This is a genomic window from Nitratireductor alexandrii (genome assembly GCF_004000215.1).
Taxonomy (GTDB): Bacteria; Pseudomonadota; Alphaproteobacteria; order Rhizobiales; family Rhizobiaceae; genus Mangrovimarina; species Mangrovimarina alexandrii.
Genome location: NZ_RBVY01000006.1, coordinates 242,229 through 259,470, shown reverse-complemented (window position 1 = coordinate 259,470; position 17,242 = coordinate 242,229). Strand labels below are relative to the sequence as shown.

Below are 17,242 nucleotides of genomic sequence, written 5' to 3'. Positions count from 1 at the left end.
CTCTCAGACCCAAACCGTGACGCGCCGACCGGCGCGCACAAGCATTGTCGCGGGAAAACCGAATGAGTCTGCACCTTGGAATCGACACCGGTGGAACGTTCACCGACTTCATGCTCTACGACGAGGAGCAGCGCAGCCTGAAGGCCTGGAAGGTCCTGTCGACGCCGGGCGATCCGACCGCCGCTGTCATCACCGGATTGCAGCAGGTGGCCGATCCGGGGCAGATCAGCTCGGTGCGTCTCGGCACTACGGTGGCCACCAACGCGCTTCTGGAACGCCGGGGCGCGCGCGTCGCCTATCTTGCGACACGCGGCTTTCGAGACGTGCCCTTTATCCAGCGCGGCAACCGGCGCTCGCACTACGACCTGTCGTGGGTGAAGCCGAAACCGTTCTGCCTGCGTCGCCACGCCTTCGAGGTGACCGAGCGTGTCGACCACACCGGCGCGGTGATCGTGCCGCTCGACGTAGAGGCCGTGCGCCGGCTCGCCCGCCATCTGGCGGAGACCGGCGAGGTCGAGGCGGTCGCCGTCAACTTGTTGTTTTCCTTCCTGAGGCCCGACCACGAACTGGCAATCCGCGATATTTTCGCGAAGGAGGCGCCGGACCTGCCGGTGTCACTGTCCTACGAGATCGATCCGCGCTGGAAAGAGGATCAAAGGGCGATGACGACGCTGGCGGATGCGTATGTAAAGCCGCTGGTCGGCCAGCAGGTTCGCAGTTTCCGCGCGCGGGTGGTGGAGGCCGGCGTCACCGGCCGGATCGCGCTGATGAAATCCAACGGCAGCGAGATGTCGACAAAGGTCGCGGAGGCGCAACCGGTCAACCTGGCCGTGTCCGGACCCACGGGCGGGGTGACGGCGGCCAAGCATCTTGCCGCGGTCAAGAACATCGACAATCTGGTCACGCTCGATATTGGCGGAACCTCGACCGATGTCTCCGTGGTGGTCGAGGGACGGGAACGCTTCACCGACGATTACGAGCTCGAATTCGGCATTCCGCTCCGCGTTCCCATGATCGACATCCGCACGATCGGAGCCGGCGGCGGCTCGATCGCATGGATCGACAAGGTGGGCGGCCTGCATGTCGGTCCCGAGAGCGCCGGCGCCAATCCGGGGCCGGCCTGCTACGGTTTCGGCGGCACACGGCCGACGGTCACGGACGCGAATCTCGTTCTGGGCCGGATCGATCCGCAGTCGTTTCTTGGCGGCAAGATGACGCTGGACGCGGCGGCCGCGCGCGCGGCGATCGAAACCGTGGCGGCGCCGCATGGCTGGAGCGTGGAGCAGGCGGCGCTGGCGATCCTGCGCATCATGAACAACAACATGGTGGGCGCCCTGCGGGCGGTGCTGATCGAGCAGGGGTTCGACCCGCGCCAGTTCACGCTGATGACGTTTGGCGGTGCCGGGTCGCTGCATGTGTGCGATCTGATGCATGAGGCGAATATCCCGCTTGGCATCGTGCCCAACCATCCCGGCCAGTTCTCCGCCTACGGGTTCACGATGGCGGATGCGCGCAGCGACCGCCGCCGCTCGACGCTGCTATCGTCGCGGGATTTCGACCTGGCGCGCGCCAACGCGGTTTTGGCCGATCTTTCGCGCGAGGTGCTGGAGGACCTGCACAAGCAGGGCCATGACGGCGGCATCGAACTGCGGCGCTCGATGCAGATGCGCTATCTCGGCCAGAACTACGAGCTCGAGGTGCCGCTGACGGTCGATCGTTTCATGGCCGAGGGAATGGAAGCGATCTGGCGCGACTTTCACGACCGGTTCGAGGAGCGCTACCGTTTCCATCTGCCGGACGAGCCGATCGAGATGGTGGACATGGGCTGTACCGCGATCGCCCACATGCCGAAGCCGGAACTTCCCCGGCTGCCCGTCGCCGCCGGGCCGGCCGAGCCCGATGCGACGCGGATGGTGACGTTCGAGGAGGGGTGCCTGCCGACGCCGGTGTTCAAACGCCAAGCGCTGGCCGCGGGCCATGGTTTCGACGGCCCCGCGCTGGTGGAGGAGGACGTTTCGGTGACGGTGGTGCGGCCGGGATTCCGGCTGGAGGTCGACGTGTACGGCAATCTGGTGATCTCCGCCGGCAAGACAGCGAACAAGGGAGCCTGACCATGCGTTTTGCCGCCAACGGGTTTTATGTCGAATCCTACGACAAATGCTGCAATTGCGGCGTTCTGTTGTATCGACGGGACGCGGCGATCGAGCGCGACAAGGGCGGTCTCGTGTGCGGCGAATGGTGCCTGCAATGGGCCGAAAACGGCGCGCAGGACGTGGCCGCGTCGTCCGGCGCTGTCGATCGCGCCACCTATCGCGGCAAGACGGACGTCGTCGACCTGAAGATCCTGGACGGCAATCTGGCCTCGATCTGCCGCGATATGGGCGTCACCGTCATGCGCACCGCCTATTCGCCGATCTTCAGCGAATCGCTCGACTTCACCTGCGGCCTGTTCGACGCCTCCGGCGCGATGATCGCGGTCGGCGATTTCTGCCCCTCGATGATCGGCGGTATGCCGCTGATCGTCCAGGCGATCGTCGATGAATATCCCGTCGAGACGCTGGAAGAGGGCGACGTGATCGTCCACAACGACCCGTATCGGGGCGGCATGCACACGCCCGAGCACACGTTCTTGAAACCGATTTTCCGCCAGGGCGCGCTGGTTGGCTTTGCCGGCGCGATCGGCCATATCGGCGAGATCGGCGGCATGGTGCCAGGCAGCTTCTTCGCCGAGGCGACGGAGGCGTTTTCCGAGGGGCTGCGGATCCCGCCGGTGCGCATCAAGCGTGCCGGGCAGGACTGTCCCGACGTGTGGAAGATGATGCTGGCCAATGTGCGCACGCCGCGCGCCAATTACGGCGACTACCGGGCGCTGATCGCCGCCGTCGATCTCGGCGAACGACGGCTTCTGGAACTCGTCGAACGCTACGGCGCAACCGGTTTCGCGGGTGCCGCGGCCGATCTGCTGGACTATTCGGAGGCGCGCATGCGCGCTGAGATTGCCGACATCCCGGACGGCCGCTACGCGTTCGAAGACATGATGGAGGATGACGGGGTTGAGGCGCGCGCGCTGCCGATAAGAACTGCTGTTCATGTCGGCGGCAATGAGGCGGTGGTCGATTTCAACGGCACCGCCCCGCAGGCGCGCGGGCCGATGAACACGCCGCTCAGCGTGCCGCAGGCGGCGGCCTTCAACGCCTTCCTGCAGATCACCGACTTCACCATTCCCAAGAATGCCGGCTGCTTCCGGCCGATCCGCGTGCTGGTTCCGCCTGGCTGCCTGCTCAATGTGGAGTTTCCCGCCCCGTCGGTCGGAGGCAATACGGAGTGTCATCCGCGGATCGTCTATACGGTGCTGGGAGCGCTGGCGCAGGCGGTGCCGGACAGGGTGCCGGCCGCCGACGGCGGCACCTGGTCGAACTTCCTGTTCGGCGGGACCGATCCGCGTAGCGGCGAATATTACACCTCCTACGATCTGCACACGGTGGGCTGGGGCGGACGCAACGGCGCCGACGGCAACGATGCTGTCTCCAGCATGAACGGCAATTGCCGTACCATTCCCGTCGAGGTTTACGAGACGCGCTATCCGTGGCTGGTCGAGGACTGGTCGCTGGTGCCCGATTCGGGCGGGGCGGGCGAGTTTCGCGGTGGGCTCGGGATGCAAAAGACCATCTTGTGCCGCGCCGACGAGGTCGTCGTCAGCCATGTCGGCGACCGGCAGCAGGTGGCGCCGTGGGGGCTTAATGGCGGCGGGGTGGCCGCGCTGGCGGCGACCCGGTTCAAACTGGCCGGGCGCGAGGACTGGAACGACGCCCGTGAAACCTACGGCAAGGTCTCGCCGAGCAAATTCGCCAATGTCGTCGTGCGCGCGGGCGACCGGGTTCACATCGCCATGCCCGGCGGCGGCGGCTGGGGCGACCCCGCGCGACGAGCGCCCGAAACGGTCGTCGACGACGTGCTCGACGGCTATCTGTCGCGCGAGGCCGCGCAGAGCGCCTATGGCGTGGCGGTGGCCGTTCCTGAAAAGTCCGGTTCGGCCTGAAACGGGGCCGTTAGCCCGAACGCGCCTGCGCGATCGCGTCGACGATCGCCTGCCGGCTCATGGCGCCGTAATGGATGGCGGTGTTGAACAGGAAGGACGGCGTGCCGCGGAAGCCGAAGGCGTTGGCCTGGTCCATGTTGCGGGCCAAAATGCCGTCGATGCGCGCCGCATCCTGCCTCGAGCGCGCCAGCAGGCGTTCGGGGTCGTGGCCGGCGTCTTGGAGCGTGCGGTCGATCTCCTCCCTGCTCAGCCGGGCTTTTGTCGCCATCAGGGCCATGTGCGCGCTTTGATAGGCCTCGCCGGCGGCCAGAACGAGGCTGGCGGCGTGGACGGAGGGCGCGCCGAAGATCGGCCAGTCCTTCATTACCAGCCGCACCTTTGTGTCCGCGCGCACCACCTCGACGAGATCGGGATGGCCGCGTTTGCAATAGGGGCACTGGTAGTCGAAGAATTCGACGATTGTCACGTCGCCCTGCGGGTTGCCGATCACCGGTATTTGCGGGTCGAACAGCACTTCCTCCACCGAGGGATAGTTTTGCGCCTTTGCCGCGCGCACCGGCAGGATGAGAGCGGTGGCGGCGGCCGCGCCCGCTGCGAGCAGGTTTCGACGGTCGATCATTTCGGAGTTCTCCTGTTTGGCCTCATCGGGTGGCGAGGCGGTCGATGTTGGACTGGAGGACCTCGCGCGAAATCTCGCCGAGATGGGCGTGGCGAAGAATGCCCTCAGCGTCGATGAACAGAGTGGCCGGCAGTCCCGGCGCATCATAAAAGCGCGACAGCTCGCTGAACGGGTCGATCAGGATCGTTTCCAGCGACAGGCCGGCCGATTCCAGATAGCGCCGGACGGCCTGCTTGCCTTCGCCCTGGTTGGCGAAGACGAACGCCACGCCCTCGGTGGCGGCGGCGAGTTCAGCCATCATCGGCATCTCGCGGCGACAGGGCGGGCACCATGTCGCCCACAGATTGACCACGCGCGGCATACCGTCGCGTTCGCCGAGCCGATAGGAGGCGCCGGCCAGCGTCTCGAAGGCGCGCTCGGGGACGGCGAGCGGCCTGGTGCCGCCGGTGAGCTGCCAGCTCGTGTTCCAGACCACGACGGCGAGCGCCAGCGGCAGCAGCGCCCACAGGCGCTGCCTGGCGCTGCTGAGGACGAGGAACAGGCTGACCGCGACGGCGGCGGCGCCGGTCGGCCAGTAGAACCCGCCCTGCCAGAGAGCGAAGACGCGCAGCGGTTCGGCCTGGAAGCTTTGCAGATGCAGGAGAACGTGGCCGAGGCGGGCGGCGGCGAGGCCGCCGAGAAACGCCCACCACGACCAGGCATTGAAGCGCGGATCGACGCGCCGGCTGATGATGCCGGTGACGATCATGAACACGAACAGGCCGAGCACCACGGCAAAGCGATCGGCCGCCAGCACGAGCGGCCCGAGCGAGACGGCGTTCATGTCACAGCTCCCGCGCCGCGGCGGCCGACCGCGTCAGGCTGTCGACGGTGACGGAGCCGATCAGGCGGGTTTTGGCGACCTCGCTTCCGGCGGCGTCGAAAAACACCATGGTCGGCGGCCCGGCGACGCGCATCGCCCGCATCAGGGCCGCGTTGTCGTCGTTGAACTCCGACAGGTCCGCCTTGACGAGCTGGAAGTTTGCAAGCCCGTCGGCCACGGCCGGGTCGGGCAGGACCGAGCGTTCGATGACGCGGCAGGTCACGCACCAGTCGGCGGTGAAGTAGACCAGGGTGGGCCGGCCGCCGGCGGCGCCGAGCCTGGCCTTGAGTTCGGTCGCAGAGCCGACGCTGGCGAAGGCGAGTTCGCGGCCGGGTCCGACCTGCGTGCCCCGCTGGGCGAACTGCGCCAGCGGCCTGAGCGGGTCCGTGCCGCCGGATGCGGCGCCCAGCATCAAGATGACGCCGCACACGAGGGCGATGGCGCCGAGCGCGCGCGCGGCGGCAAGCGGGGTTGGCGCGGGCAGCCTGGCGGTCAAGGCGAAACTGGCGATCGCGATCAGCAGCGCCGCCCACAGTGCCAGGTCGATTCCTGCCGGCAGGAGCGGGGTGGCGGTCCAGATCGCCGTGGCCAGGAAACCGAAGCCGAAGACGCGCTTGACACTGTCCATCCACGCGCCGGCGCGCGGCAGTGCCCGCCCGCCCAGCGTGCCGAGCACGATCAGCGGCAGGCCCTTGCCGATGCCGAGGCCGAACAGGGCCGCCGCGCCGAGCGCGACGTCGGCGGTCTGGGCGATGTAGAGCAGCGCGCCGGCGAGCGGAACCGTCACGCAGGGCCCGACAATCAGCACCGAGGAAAAGCCGAGCAGCGCGGCCGAGCGTTTCGACCCGCCGAGACCGCCGGTGCGGCGGGCGATCCAGCTTGTCCACGCGCCTGGCAGTTGCAACTCGTAAAGCCCGAACATCGACAACGCCAGCACGGCGAACAGGATCGCCAGCAGGCCGATGGTGACGGGCGACTGCAGCACGAGCTGCAGGTTCTGCCCCGACCAGCCCGCCGCCGCGCCCAGAAACGCGAAGGCCAGGGCGAGCGACAGGACGTAGATCGTCGACAGCACGAAGCCGCGCCGTGCGGTGAGCTTGTCGCCTTCGCGCGCCAGAGCGCCGGCGAGGATGGGATACATGGGAAAGACGCACGGGGTGAAGGCGAGCAGGAGGCCGAACAGCGGGAAGCTCAGGACCACCAGCAGGACGCCGCCCTGGCCGAGCAGCGTGTCGATCAGCCCGTCATCGGCGGCGAGCGCGAAACCGGCCCCGTCCGGCAGTGCGCCATCGCCTGTGCTCGCCTCTTCCGTCAGCCAGGCCACGCCCGCGCCCGGTGCGGGGCGCGGCGGCGCGGACACAGCGAGCGTCAGCGCGTCGACCCGGCGTTTTTCCGGAGCATAGCAGATGCCGCCGTCCTGGCAGCCCTGATAGGTGACCTCGATCGTGCCGAAAACCGGCTCGGCGAGGCGGGCGGTGGCCTGGCCGTAATAGACCTCGGACGGACCGAATGTGGGGTCGTCTTTGCGGGTGCCGGGCGATGTGTCGACGGCGACGGCCTGGCCGGTGGCAGTGCTGACGGCGATCTGCTCGCGATAGAGATAATAACCCGGCGCGATCTCCCATTTGAGGGTCAACCGACCGTCCGGCGCGCGTGCCACGTCGAGGCCGAACGCCGCGTCGACCGGCAGCGGGGTGCCGGGCTGGGCCGCAGCGGGCGCGGGCATGGCCGCCGTGAACATTGCCAACAAGGCGAAAACGATCGTCTTCATTACGCGCGGGTCCTTTGCGCCCGCCGATGCGGCGGGCCGGTTCGACATTCGAGGTGTCGGGCCCAACTTAAGGCAGCCTTAAGCTGGGTGCGGTTTTGGGCGGCCATCGAGACAGAAGGAGTTTTAAGATGGCGCATAGCCGCATGGATAAACGCGTCGTGGCGGCGGCAGACGAAGACGGAGCGCAGCACCGCACGGCCACGGGCCCGATGGGGCGGCGGGCCTTTCTCGCCGGCTTGAGCGGGCTTGTCGTTTCAGGCTGTGTCAGCACGCCCGAGCCGGCAGCGCCGAAACGCGTCGAGGCCGCGCCGAAGCCGGCCGTGCCGCCGATGTATTACGCGATGCCCGACGAGCAGTTTCCGATTCCGGAGGTGGATATCACCCAGCTCGAGCGTCGCTTCTGGCGCCAGGAGGTCGACTATCCGAGCGCGGAAAAGCCCGGCACGCTGATCGTCGATACGCCCGGCAAATATCTCTATCACGTCAAGGCGGGCAATCGCGCCATGCGCTACGGGATAGGTGTGGGACGCGACGGGTTCTCCTGGGCTGGCCGCGCTATCATGGCCTATCGCCGCAAATGGCCGCGCTGGACGCCCCCCGACGAGATGGTGGCGCGCAAGCCGTCGCTCGAACCCTACAGCATCGCCAATGGCGGCATGGATCCCGGCCTGCTCAACCCGCTCGGCGCCCGTTCGCTTTATATTCACCTGAACGGCAAGGATACGTTGTACAGGATACACGGCACGCCGGAGACCTGGAGCATCGGCAAGGCGGTGTCGTCGGGCTGCATTCGCCTGATCAACCAGGATGTCATCCATCTTCACGATCAGGTAAGGGACGGCAGCCCGATCGTGGTGATCCCCGATCCTAAAATGAAACATCTTTTGGTGGCTTAAAGCCGCTCATCTTGAGCTGAAAACGGACCGCGCCGCAGAACGGGCGGCCGACGACATGGACCAAGGCGATGCGTATTCTGGTGGTCGAGGACGATCCGCTGCTGCTGGACGGGTTGACGGTGGGGCTCGGGCTCGCCGGTTTCACGGTCGACGCGGTGGGTACGCGCGAGGATGCCTGCGCGGCCGTCAGGGCGCAGCGCTACGACTGCGTCGTGCTCGACCTGATGCTGCCGGACGGGTCCGGGCTCGACGTGCTGGCCGATCTGCGCCGGCGCGACGATGCCACGCCGGTGGTGCTCCTGACGGCGCGCGACCAGGTTGCGGACCGGATCGCCGGGCTCGATGCCGGCGCCGACGACTATGTCGGCAAGCCGTTCGATCTCGACGAACTGGCCGCGCGGGTGCGCGCGGCGGTGCGCCGGGGCAAGGGGCGGCCCAGCCCGACCCTGAACTGGTGCGGGGTGGTGCTCGATCCCGCCAGCCGCACGGCGCGCCGCGACGGCACGCCGGTGAGCCTGACGCGTCGTGAATTTGCCGTGCTGGAGGCGCTGATGGAGCGGCCGGAAAGCATCCTGTCCAAATCGGCCCTGGAGGAGACGATCTATGGCTGGCAGGAGGAGCTCGAGAGCAACGCGGTGGAGGTGCATATCCATAAATTGCGCGCCAAACTGGGCGCGGATTTCATCAAGACGGTTCGCGGCGTCGGTTATCGGCTGATGGAGGACGCGGGATGAACTCGATTCGCGCGCGGCTGATCGCCGTTCTGATCGGGTCGACCGGCCTGGTCTGGCTGCTGGCGGTGGGCTGGATCTATCTGAGCACCCAGGCCGAGGTCGAGCGGGTGCTGGACGCACGGTTGATGGAGGCCGCGCGGATGGTGAATTCGCTGTTGTCCGATCACCGCATCGAGGCGGGGCTCGATAAGGCGGCGACAAGCCAGGCCCTGGGCGCGTTCGAGGTGGATCGCAGTTCCTACGAGCGCCAGCTTTCGTGCCAGATCTGGTCGCTGGAGGGCACGCTCGTCGGCCGGTCGCAAAATGCGCCCGACACGCGCCTGACCGGGGCCGGGGTGGGGTTTTCGGACGCCGAGGTGGGTGGCGAGCAATGGCGGGTGTTCACGGTCGAAAACCAGGCGCTTGGCGTGCGCGTGATGGTCGGCGACAGCCTCCATATCCGCGATCGGCTGGTCGGCGACGTCATCAAGGGGCTGGTGGTGCCGGCTCTGTTGATCCTGCCTTTCCTGGCCGGGGTGATCCTGATCAGCGTGAGGCGCGGCCTGTCGCCGTTGAGCGACATGGCGCAAACCCTGTCCGCGCGGCCGGCGAACGATCTGCGGCCGCTGGTCAGCGTCGACCTGCCGCGCGAGATCGCACCGACGGTCGGGGCGCTGAACGGGCTGTTCCGCCGCGTGCAGGAGGCGCGCGAGCGCGAACGCAGCTTCACCGCCTTTGCCGCGCACGAATTGAAGACGCCGCTTGCCGGGGTGAAGACCCAGGCGCAGATCGCGCTGGCGAGCGACGATCCGGCCGTGCATGCCAACGCGTTGCGGCAGATCACGCTGGGTGTCGACCGCACCGCCCGGCTGGTGAAGCAGCTTCTGGATCTTGCCGCGCTTGAGGCCAACGACGCCGAGCCGGCGTTGGTGGAGGCGCGCGCTGCAGAGCTTCTGGAGGCAGCGGTGGCCGAGTTGTCGCTGCCCGCCGGCGATGGCCGCGTGGTGGTGGACGCCGACGCCGGGGTCCAGCGCAGCGTCCGCGTGGAGCCGCAATTCCTGGCGCTGGCGCTCAGAAACCTGATCGAGAACGCGCTCAACCATGCGCCCGCCGACACGCCGGTGACCTGCCGGATCGAGGCGGGCGGCGACCGGACGGTGCGTTTCGTCGTCGAGGATGAAGGGCCCGGTATTCCGGAAGCGGAGATGGCGCTGGTGGTGCGAAAATTCGTGCGTGGGCGAAACCGGTCCGCCACCGGCAGCGGCCTCGGACTGGCGATCGCCCAGGCAGCAATGGCGCGGATCGACGGCGTGCTGATGCTTGAAAACCGGGACGCGGGCGGCCTGCGGGCGAGCCTGTCGGTGCCGGGCGTGGAGGCCAGGCGATGATGTCGCGGCGAAGCCTGCTTGCCGGCGCCGCAGCCGCGTCTTTCGGGCCGCTTCAGCCAGGTTTCGCGGCGCCGAGTCTCGACGAGGTGGTGTTCGATCCGGCCCTGCCGGTGCTGGGCAATGACGCGGGCGACGTGACGATTGCCGAGTTCTTCGATTATCTGTGCCCGTCCTGCAAGGCGCTTCATCCGCAGTTGAAGGAGATCGTGCGCGGCGACGGCGCCATCCGGCTGGTGATGAAGGACTGGCCGATCAACGGCGACATCGCCTGGTATGCCTCGCGCATGGTGCACGCTTCCGCGGCGCTCGGTTTTTACCCGGCCGCACATGACGCGGTGATGGCGCTCGAAGGCGCGCTGACGCATGGCCGGGTCGACGATGCGCTGCGCAGCGTCGGCGCCGATGCCGGCGCTGTACGCGACAGGCTCGACCAGCGCCTGAAGGCGATCGATGCGCTGATTGCCCGCAACGGCGCGCATGCCGAGGCTTTCGCGCTCGCCGGGACGCCGGCCTTCCTGATCGGCAGGCGGCTTTATCGGCGTGCGCTTGCCGCCGACGAGATCGTCGCGGCCGTCGCGCTGGCGCGCAAGGACCAAGCCGGCTGATCCGGCCGGCGGCGGTCGTGGGGTCGCTTGCGACGGCGGGTGTTATACGCCGGTGTCGAGCCGGCTTCCGTCGTCTGCGTTAAACAGATGGATATCGCCCGCTGCGACGTGCAGGGATATTTCCTCGCCCGGCCGCACGGCGGCGCGGGTGCGCAAAAGCACGATCAGCGGTTCGCCGGCCAGTCGGACGAGCAACTGCGTGTCCGGGCCGGTCGGTTCCACCACCTCAACCGTGCCGCGCAGACCGTCGGCGCCGGGCACGATCGATTCCGGTCGCGCGCCCCACAACAGCGTCTTGCCGTCGTCGGCGACACGCGTGCCGGGCGCGGGCAGGCGGGTTCCGTCCCGGGTCACGACCGCACCGTCCTGCAGGCGCCCTTTGATAAAATTCATCGGCGGAGAGCCGAGGAACCCTGCGACGAAGGCGTTGGCCGGCCGGTCGTAAAGGTCGAGCGGCGCGCCTTCCTGCTCGATCCGCCCGGCCTGCATCACCACGATGCGGTCGGCCAGCGTCATCGCCTCGATCTGATCGTGGGTGACGTAGATCATCGTGCTGCGCAGTCTTTGATGAAGCGCCTTGATCTCGGTGCGCATCTGCACGCGCAGCTTGGCGTCGAGATTGGACAAGGGTTCGTCGAACAGGAACAGCTTAGGGTCGCGCACGATCGCCCGACCGGTGGCGACCCGCTGGCGCTGGCCGCCGGAAAGCTGGCCCGGATAGCGGTCGAGCAGGGCGTCCAGGCCGAGAATGGCGGCGGCGCCCGCGACCTTGTCCTCGATTTCGGCCTTTGCGGCCCCGCGCAGCTTCAGCGAGAAACCCATATTGGCCCTGACCGTGAGGTGAGGATAGAGCGCGTAGTTCTGGAACACCATCGCCACGTCGCGCTGCTTGGGCGGAAGCCGGGTGACGTCCTGGCCGTCGATGGCGATGCGCCCCGATGTCGCCTCGTCCAGACCGGCGATCAGGCGCAGCAGGGTCGACTTGCCGCAACCTGACGGCCCCACCAGGGCGATGAATTCCTCGTCCCTGACGTCGAGGCTGATGCCGCGCAAGATCTCGGTCTCGCCGAAGGCCTTGCGGAGATTTTCAACGTTCATGGTCGACATGGCGCTTTTCCGTGAGAGTCCCTAGGGTCACTTGATGCCGCTGGAGATCAGGCTGCGGACATAGAAGCGCTGCATCAGCAGGAAGGGGATGGTGCCGAGCAGGATGGCGAGGTTGGTGGACGCAAACAGGCCGCCCCAATCGTTCTGCTCGAAATTGATGTTGCGGGCGATCGCCACCTGGATCACGGCGTAATCGGGCGCGCTCGCCGCCACGATCGGCCAGAAGAAGGAATCCCACTGGGCGAGGAACAGCATCAGGCTCGACGTGGCCACCGTCGGCCAGGACAGCGGTGCCGCGATGCGCACGAAGATGTAGAGCCAGGACGCGCCGTCGACCCGTGCGGCCTCGTAGAAATCGCGCGGGATGGAAGCGAAGAACTGGCGAAACAGGAATATGACCATGCCGTTGGCGATCTCGGGCACGATCAGGGCCTGATAGCTGTTCGTCCAGCCGAAGGCGCGGATCATCACGTAAAGCGGCAGGACGATCGCCTCGAACGGCATCATGAAGCTGGCGATGACGAGCAGGAACAAGAGGTTCTTGCCACGGAAGTCGAAGGCCGCGAAGGCGAAGCCGGCCAGCGCGTTGACCGTCACGCCGAAGACCACCGTCGTCAGCGCGACGATGGTGGAGTTCTTGACGGCGAGCGGGAAGTCGCCCTCCCACAGCGTGCGGTAGTTGTCGAGCGTCAGCACCGAGGGGATGAACGTGTTCCAGCCGAACTCGGAGATCGGCTGGAAGATCTCGGCCTGCGGGCGCAGCGAGGCCAGGGCGAGCCAGGCCAGCGGGCAGACGACGATGAAGGCCAGAACCGAAAGGAGGCCGTAGCGCAGCATCAGGGCGTGGGGGCTTGCGGTCATGACCGTTCTTCCTCGGGCGCGCGGAGCAGGCGGAATTCGAGCACGACGATGACCACGAGGATCGCGAGGAGAATGGTCGAGATCGCCAGCGAACGACCGATGTCGGAGAAGGTGAAGGCGGCGCGGTAGGCCTGGAACATCAGCACCGACGTCGCGCCGCTCGGGCCGCCGGAGGTCAGGATGTAGACCGGTGCGAAGAACAGGAAATTGATGGCGGTGTCGGCGACCAGCACGAAGGCCATCGGCTTGCGCATCATCGGCAGGGTCACATAGCGGAAACGCTGCCATGCCGAAGCGCCGTCGATCCGGGCGGCCTCGTGCACGGAGGCCGGTATCGAGTAGAGGCCCGCCAGCAGGAACAGCATCCAGTACCCCGCGCCTTTCCAGGTCGCGATGCCGATCAGGGTGGCCAGCGCCTGTTCCTGGCTGCGATGGAAGGGTTGCGCGCCGATGCCGATCCATTCCAGGAAACCGTTCAGGGGCCCGAGATTGCCGTCGAGGAAAAGCCCGAACAGCACCGCGCTGATGCCGGTGGAAACCGCCATCGGCAAAACCAGCAAGGTGCGGAAGAACCACAGGCCGGGCATCGGCTGGAACACCAGCAGCGCGAGCGCGAAAGCCACCGCGAGCTGCAACGGATTGATGATCAGGTTGAAGAGCAGAGTGATCTTCAGCGAAGACCAGAATTCGGGATCGGTGAACAGATATTCGAAATTTTCAAGCCCGGCGAAGCGCAGGTCGCCCATCAGCGACATGCCCGTCAGGCTGCCGCCGACCGCGACCGCGATCGGCACCAGCTTGAAGACGAGCAGACCGGCAAGAGCCGGCGCGAGAAAGAGATAGGGCGTCCAGCGCGACGAGATCATGGGAGCCACTCAAAACGGGAGCGGGACGGAAAACATGTCCGTCCCGCTCCGCGCGGTCGGGGGAGGATAGGGTTTGCAGGTCAGCGATATTTACGCATTTCCCGATCGATATTCTGCGCCGCGCGGGCGAGGGTGTCGCGCACATCGGCGCCGGTCTGGATATCCTGCATCGCGGTGCGGAGGAACTCCTCGTATTCGCGATAACCCGGCGTGGCCGGCCGCGGCGTCGCCGTCTCGGCGAGCTCGTGGCGCACGATCGCCCAGGCGGGGTCGACGAAGGTCGTGTCGGCGCGTTCTTCCCAGATCTGCTTGAGGGCCGGCGGGTACTGGCGCAGCTCAAACCACAGATCCATGGCGTCGCGGGTCGACAGCCACTTCACGAATGCGGTCGCCTCGTCCATGTGCGCGGTGCGTGGATTGATGCCGACATGCCAGCTTCCGGTCGGCGTGACCGGCTTGCCCTTGGCGAAATAGGGGTGCGGGGCGACGCCAAAATCCAGGTCCTGGAACTTGTTCAGTCCGACGAGATTCCAGGTGCCGCCGACCATCATCGCCAGCTTGCCGGAGCCGAACATCTCCTGGGTAACGCCGGTCTGGAACGTGCCGACAGGCCCGACCTTGTGCGTCTGGAACAGCGCCTGATACCAGCTCATGGCCTCGACCATGGCCTCGCCGTCGACATAACCGGCCGCCGTCAGGCCATCCGGCCCGATCACTTCCGCGCCCCAGCTCTGCGGCACGGCCAGCAACTGGTAGGGGTTGATGTTTTCGAAGGCGAAGCCGAACTGCGAGCTGTCCGGCCGGGTCAGGTCCCGGGCGAGCGGCACCAGGTCTTCCCAGGTCATCCGCGCGGCGGGATCGGCCGACGGCTCGGGCAGACCCGCTTCGGCGAACAGCTTCTTGTTGTAGAACAGCAATTGCGAGGAGGTGCCGAGCGGCATCGCGTAAAGCGTGTCGTTGTAGGTGCCCTGAACCAGCGTGGTCGGCACGAAGCGGTCGCGCTCGCCCGCCATCAGCTCGCCGAGGTCCAGCAGATGACCGCGCGCGGCGTAGGAGGCGGTCAGGGGACCGTCGACCAGATAGACGTCGGGCGTTTCGTTGCGGGCCTGAAGCCGGACCTCAAGGGTCTTGAACAGCTCGACGATCGGCAGGCGTTCTTCCGCGATCGCCACGCCGCTCTCGTTTTCGAAGGCGGCCATGAGCGGGCGGACCTGTTCCTCGGGCCAGCCCATCCACGGCACCGACAGCGATACCGACTGGGCGTTCAGGCGGCCGAGCGAGCCGATAAAGGCCGTGCCGGCGAGGCCGGCCATGAATTGACGTCTTCCAATATGCATCGTGATCCCCGTTGTTCTTCCAGGCCTAGGGCTTTTGGACTTGCTTCCTCGCGACAACCCGTGCTCTAGGTTGTGCACACGTGTGCATAGATCATAGCAACCGAAAGCGCTAGTCAAGAGGTAGATTTCGCGGCACCCATCGGGTGCTCAGGCACAGCGGAAGGGATTCGACCTTGCAAAAGGATGGCAAGAAAGTCCGGTCGATCGAGGTCGCCGAGCTCGCTCAGATCTCGCGCTCGACCGTGTCGCGGGCGCTGGCCGGCGACGCGCGCATTTCCGAGGCGACCCGCGATCGCGTGCTGGCCGCAGCGCGCCAGCTCGGATATCGGCCCAATCTGATCGCGCGCGGCCTCAAGAACCAGAGCACCGGCATCGTCGGCGTGGTGGTGACCGATCTGGAAAACGCCTATCACGCGCACGCCTTGCAGCTTCTTGTCGAAAAGCTCGGCGCCGGGCGGCTGGCGCCTCTCGTGTTTGCCTGCAACACGGTCGAGGGGGCCGAAAACGCCATCGCGCGGCTGATGAGCTACCAGGTCGACGCAGTCGTTGCGCTGGCCGCGCCGTTTAGCGACGAGATCGTAAAAAGCTGCGTGGCGGGCGAAAAACCGCTCGTCTTGATGAACCGCCATGACGGCGACGAGAATGTCGGCGTTGTCGCCGGCGACGGGCTAGCGGCCGGCGCGATGGTGGCCGACCATCTGGTCGCGCGCGGCGCGCGGCGCTTCGCCTTTCTCGGCGGCGAGGACAACAGCTTCATCAGCAAGGAGCGCGAACGGGGTTTCACCGACCGTCTCGTCTCACACGGCTTCGATCTCGCCGTGAGCCTGTCGAGCCGCTACAGCTATGCCGAGGCGCGTGTGGTGGCGGCCGATATTCTGCGCGCCGCGCCTGACGCGGTTTTCTGTGCCAACGACACGCTCGCCTTCGCCCTGCTCGACGCTGCTCGCGCAGCGGACGCGCCGGAGGGTGAGCGGCCGATGGTGGTCGGCTACGACAATTCCGCGCTGGCGGGCTGGCCTTCCTACGACCTGACCTCGGTGGATCAAAATCTCGAGGCGATGACGTCGCGCACGGTCGAGGCGGCGTTCGCGATGATTGCCGCGCCGGACGCGGTCGCCGAACGCCAGACGATCGCCCCGTTCCTGGTCGAGCGCGGCTCCACCAGCTCCCGAAACAGTTCTAGGACACGATGATGCACAAGGTACTGATCGACTGCGACCCCGGCCACGACGATGCGACGGCGATCCTTTATGCGGCGCGCCATCTCGATCTGGTGGGCGTGACCACGGTCTACGGCAACCAGTCGGTCGACAAGACGACAGCCAACGCCTTGTCCATTCTCACCCTGCTGGGGCTCGACATACCGGTGGCGCGCGGCTGCGACCGTCCGCTCAACGGCATTTTCCGGCATGGCGGCGACGTTCACGGCAAGACGGGCATAGACGGGGCCGAACTGCCCGCGCCGGCGCGCGGTCCCGTCGACGCCCACGCGGTCGACTTCATCATCGACACGGCCAAGCAGCATCGCGGCGAACTCGTCCTGTGTCCCATCGGGCCGTTCACCAATGTCGCCCTCGCCCTGCGCAAGGAGCCGCAGCTCGCCCGTTGGCTGCGGGGCATCAGCGTCATGGGCGGCACGACCCAGATCGGCAACACGACCCCGGTGGCCGAGTTCAACGTGTGGAGCGACCCCGAGGCGGCCGACATCGTGTTCCGCAGCGATATTCCGCTGTGGATGGTCGGTCTCAACGTGACCCGCCAGGTCGGCCTGTGCGAACAGGATGTCGCCCGGCTATCGGAAGGCGGGCGCGTGGCGCGCGTCTTCGGCGGACTGTTCGGGTTTTTCCGCAACCAGTTGCGCGAGATACACGGGCTCGACACCGCCTCGCTGCACGATCCCTGCGCGCTGGTGCCCTTCATCGCTCCCGACCTGATCACCTATCGGCAAGCGCCGGTGGAGATCGAGCTCGGACAGGGGCCGGCGCGCGGCATGACCGTGTGCGATTTCCGCAATCTGACGACACGCAAGCTCGAAAACATCAAGCCGCGCGCGCCGGCGAACTGCAGCGTCGCGGTGGAGGTCGAGGGCCGCGCGCTGGTCGAGCATATTCTCGCAGCCATCCTCGGCTGGCCGGACCATGCGCCGGCGGCCGCTGCCGTGCCCAGCCCGGTCTAACG

General features: G+C 67.0%; 15 protein-coding genes. 8 read left to right on the top strand and 7 right to left on the bottom strand.

What is annotated here, in order from left to right:
* The first annotated feature begins 62 nt into the window (after positions 1-62).
* Positions 63-2,111 carry a hydantoinase/oxoprolinase family protein gene (locus tag EP380_RS15720; protein ID WP_127599279.1) on the top strand — a complete coding sequence of 683 codons (2,049 nt, stop codon included), beginning with the start codon at positions 63-65 and terminating at the stop codon, positions 2,109-2,111.
* 2 nt (positions 2,112-2,113) lie between these two features.
* Positions 2,114-4,039, top strand: coding sequence for a hydantoinase B/oxoprolinase family protein (locus EP380_RS15715; RefSeq protein ID WP_127599278.1), 1,926 nt, complete (start codon positions 2,114-2,116; stop codon positions 4,037-4,039).
* Between the two features lie 10 nt (positions 4,040-4,049).
* Here the strand turns inward: EP380_RS15715 and EP380_RS15710 are convergent, their stop codons facing one another.
* The 3 genes from EP380_RS15710 to dsbD are packed head-to-tail and all read right to left on the bottom strand — an operon-like array spanning position 4,050 to position 7,291.
* The gene (locus EP380_RS15710; RefSeq protein WP_127599277.1) at positions 4,050-4,658 is read right to left on the bottom strand and encodes a DsbA family protein; all 609 of its coding nucleotides are present in this window, start codon (positions 4,656-4,658) and stop codon (positions 4,050-4,052) included.
* A gap of 22 nt (positions 4,659-4,680) precedes the next feature.
* The gene (locus EP380_RS15705; protein ID WP_127599276.1) at positions 4,681-5,481 is read right to left on the bottom strand and encodes a TlpA disulfide reductase family protein; all 801 of its coding nucleotides are present in this window, start codon (positions 5,479-5,481) and stop codon (positions 4,681-4,683) included.
* Between the two features lies 1 nt (position 5,482).
* Complete coding sequence (gene dsbD / locus EP380_RS15700) at positions 5,483-7,291, bottom strand: protein-disulfide reductase DsbD (RefSeq protein WP_127599275.1); 1,809 nt, start codon at positions 7,289-7,291, stop codon at positions 5,483-5,485.
* 209 nt (positions 7,292-7,500) lie between these two features.
* Here dsbD and EP380_RS15695 point away from each other — a divergent pair, with 209 nt between their 5' ends.
* The 4 genes from EP380_RS15695 (at position 7,501) to EP380_RS15680 (ending at position 10,893) form a co-directional block, all read left to right on the top strand.
* On the top strand, positions 7,501-8,187 hold the full coding sequence (locus EP380_RS15695) for a L,D-transpeptidase (protein WP_127599308.1): 687 nt from the start codon (positions 7,501-7,503) through the stop codon (positions 8,185-8,187).
* Between the two features lie 68 nt (positions 8,188-8,255).
* Entirely contained in the window at positions 8,256-8,921 is a 666-nt protein-coding gene (locus EP380_RS15690; protein WP_127599274.1) for a response regulator transcription factor, read from the top strand.
* On the top strand, positions 8,918-10,288 hold the full coding sequence (locus tag EP380_RS15685; RefSeq protein ID WP_127599273.1) for an ATP-binding protein: 1,371 nt from the start codon (positions 8,918-8,920) through the stop codon (positions 10,286-10,288). Before EP380_RS15690 ends, EP380_RS15685 begins: the two co-directional genes overlap by 4 nt.
* On the top strand, positions 10,285-10,893 hold the full coding sequence (locus EP380_RS15680) for a thioredoxin domain-containing protein (protein ID WP_127599272.1): 609 nt from the start codon (positions 10,285-10,287) through the stop codon (positions 10,891-10,893). The genes EP380_RS15685 and EP380_RS15680 overlap by 4 nt, the downstream gene beginning before the upstream one ends.
* A gap of 42 nt (positions 10,894-10,935) precedes the next feature.
* On the opposite strand, the gene EP380_RS15675 is transcribed toward EP380_RS15680, so the two are convergent.
* From EP380_RS15675 to EP380_RS15660, 4 genes are all read right to left on the bottom strand, one after another.
* Positions 10,936-12,000 (bottom strand): ABC transporter ATP-binding protein, encoded by a 1,065-nt coding sequence (locus tag EP380_RS15675; protein ID WP_127599271.1) that lies wholly within the window; start codon positions 11,998-12,000, stop codon positions 10,936-10,938.
* A gap of 27 nt (positions 12,001-12,027) precedes the next feature.
* Positions 12,028-12,861, bottom strand: a complete 834-nt coding sequence (locus EP380_RS15670; protein WP_106572045.1) for a carbohydrate ABC transporter permease — start codon at positions 12,859-12,861, stop codon at positions 12,028-12,030.
* Positions 12,858-13,727: a carbohydrate ABC transporter permease gene (locus tag EP380_RS15665; protein ID WP_106572044.1), complete on the bottom strand. Its 870-nt coding sequence runs from the start codon at positions 13,725-13,727 to the stop codon at positions 12,858-12,860. Before EP380_RS15665 ends, EP380_RS15670 begins: the two co-directional genes overlap by 4 nt.
* An 80-nt stretch (positions 13,728-13,807) precedes the next feature.
* Positions 13,808-15,040 carry a sugar ABC transporter substrate-binding protein gene (locus EP380_RS15660; RefSeq protein WP_164749879.1) on the bottom strand — a complete coding sequence of 411 codons (1,233 nt, stop codon included), beginning with the start codon at positions 15,038-15,040 and terminating at the stop codon, positions 13,808-13,810.
* A gap of 197 nt (positions 15,041-15,237) precedes the next feature.
* Between EP380_RS15660 and EP380_RS15655 the strand changes: the two genes are divergently transcribed.
* Entirely contained in the window at positions 15,238-16,257 is a 1,020-nt protein-coding gene (locus EP380_RS15655) for a LacI family DNA-binding transcriptional regulator (protein ID WP_158264385.1), read from the top strand.
* Positions 16,254-17,240: a nucleoside hydrolase gene (locus EP380_RS15650; RefSeq protein WP_127599269.1), complete on the top strand. Its 987-nt coding sequence runs from the start codon at positions 16,254-16,256 to the stop codon at positions 17,238-17,240. The genes EP380_RS15655 and EP380_RS15650 overlap by 4 nt, the downstream gene beginning before the upstream one ends.
* The last annotated feature ends 2 nt before the right edge of the window (positions 17,241-17,242 follow it).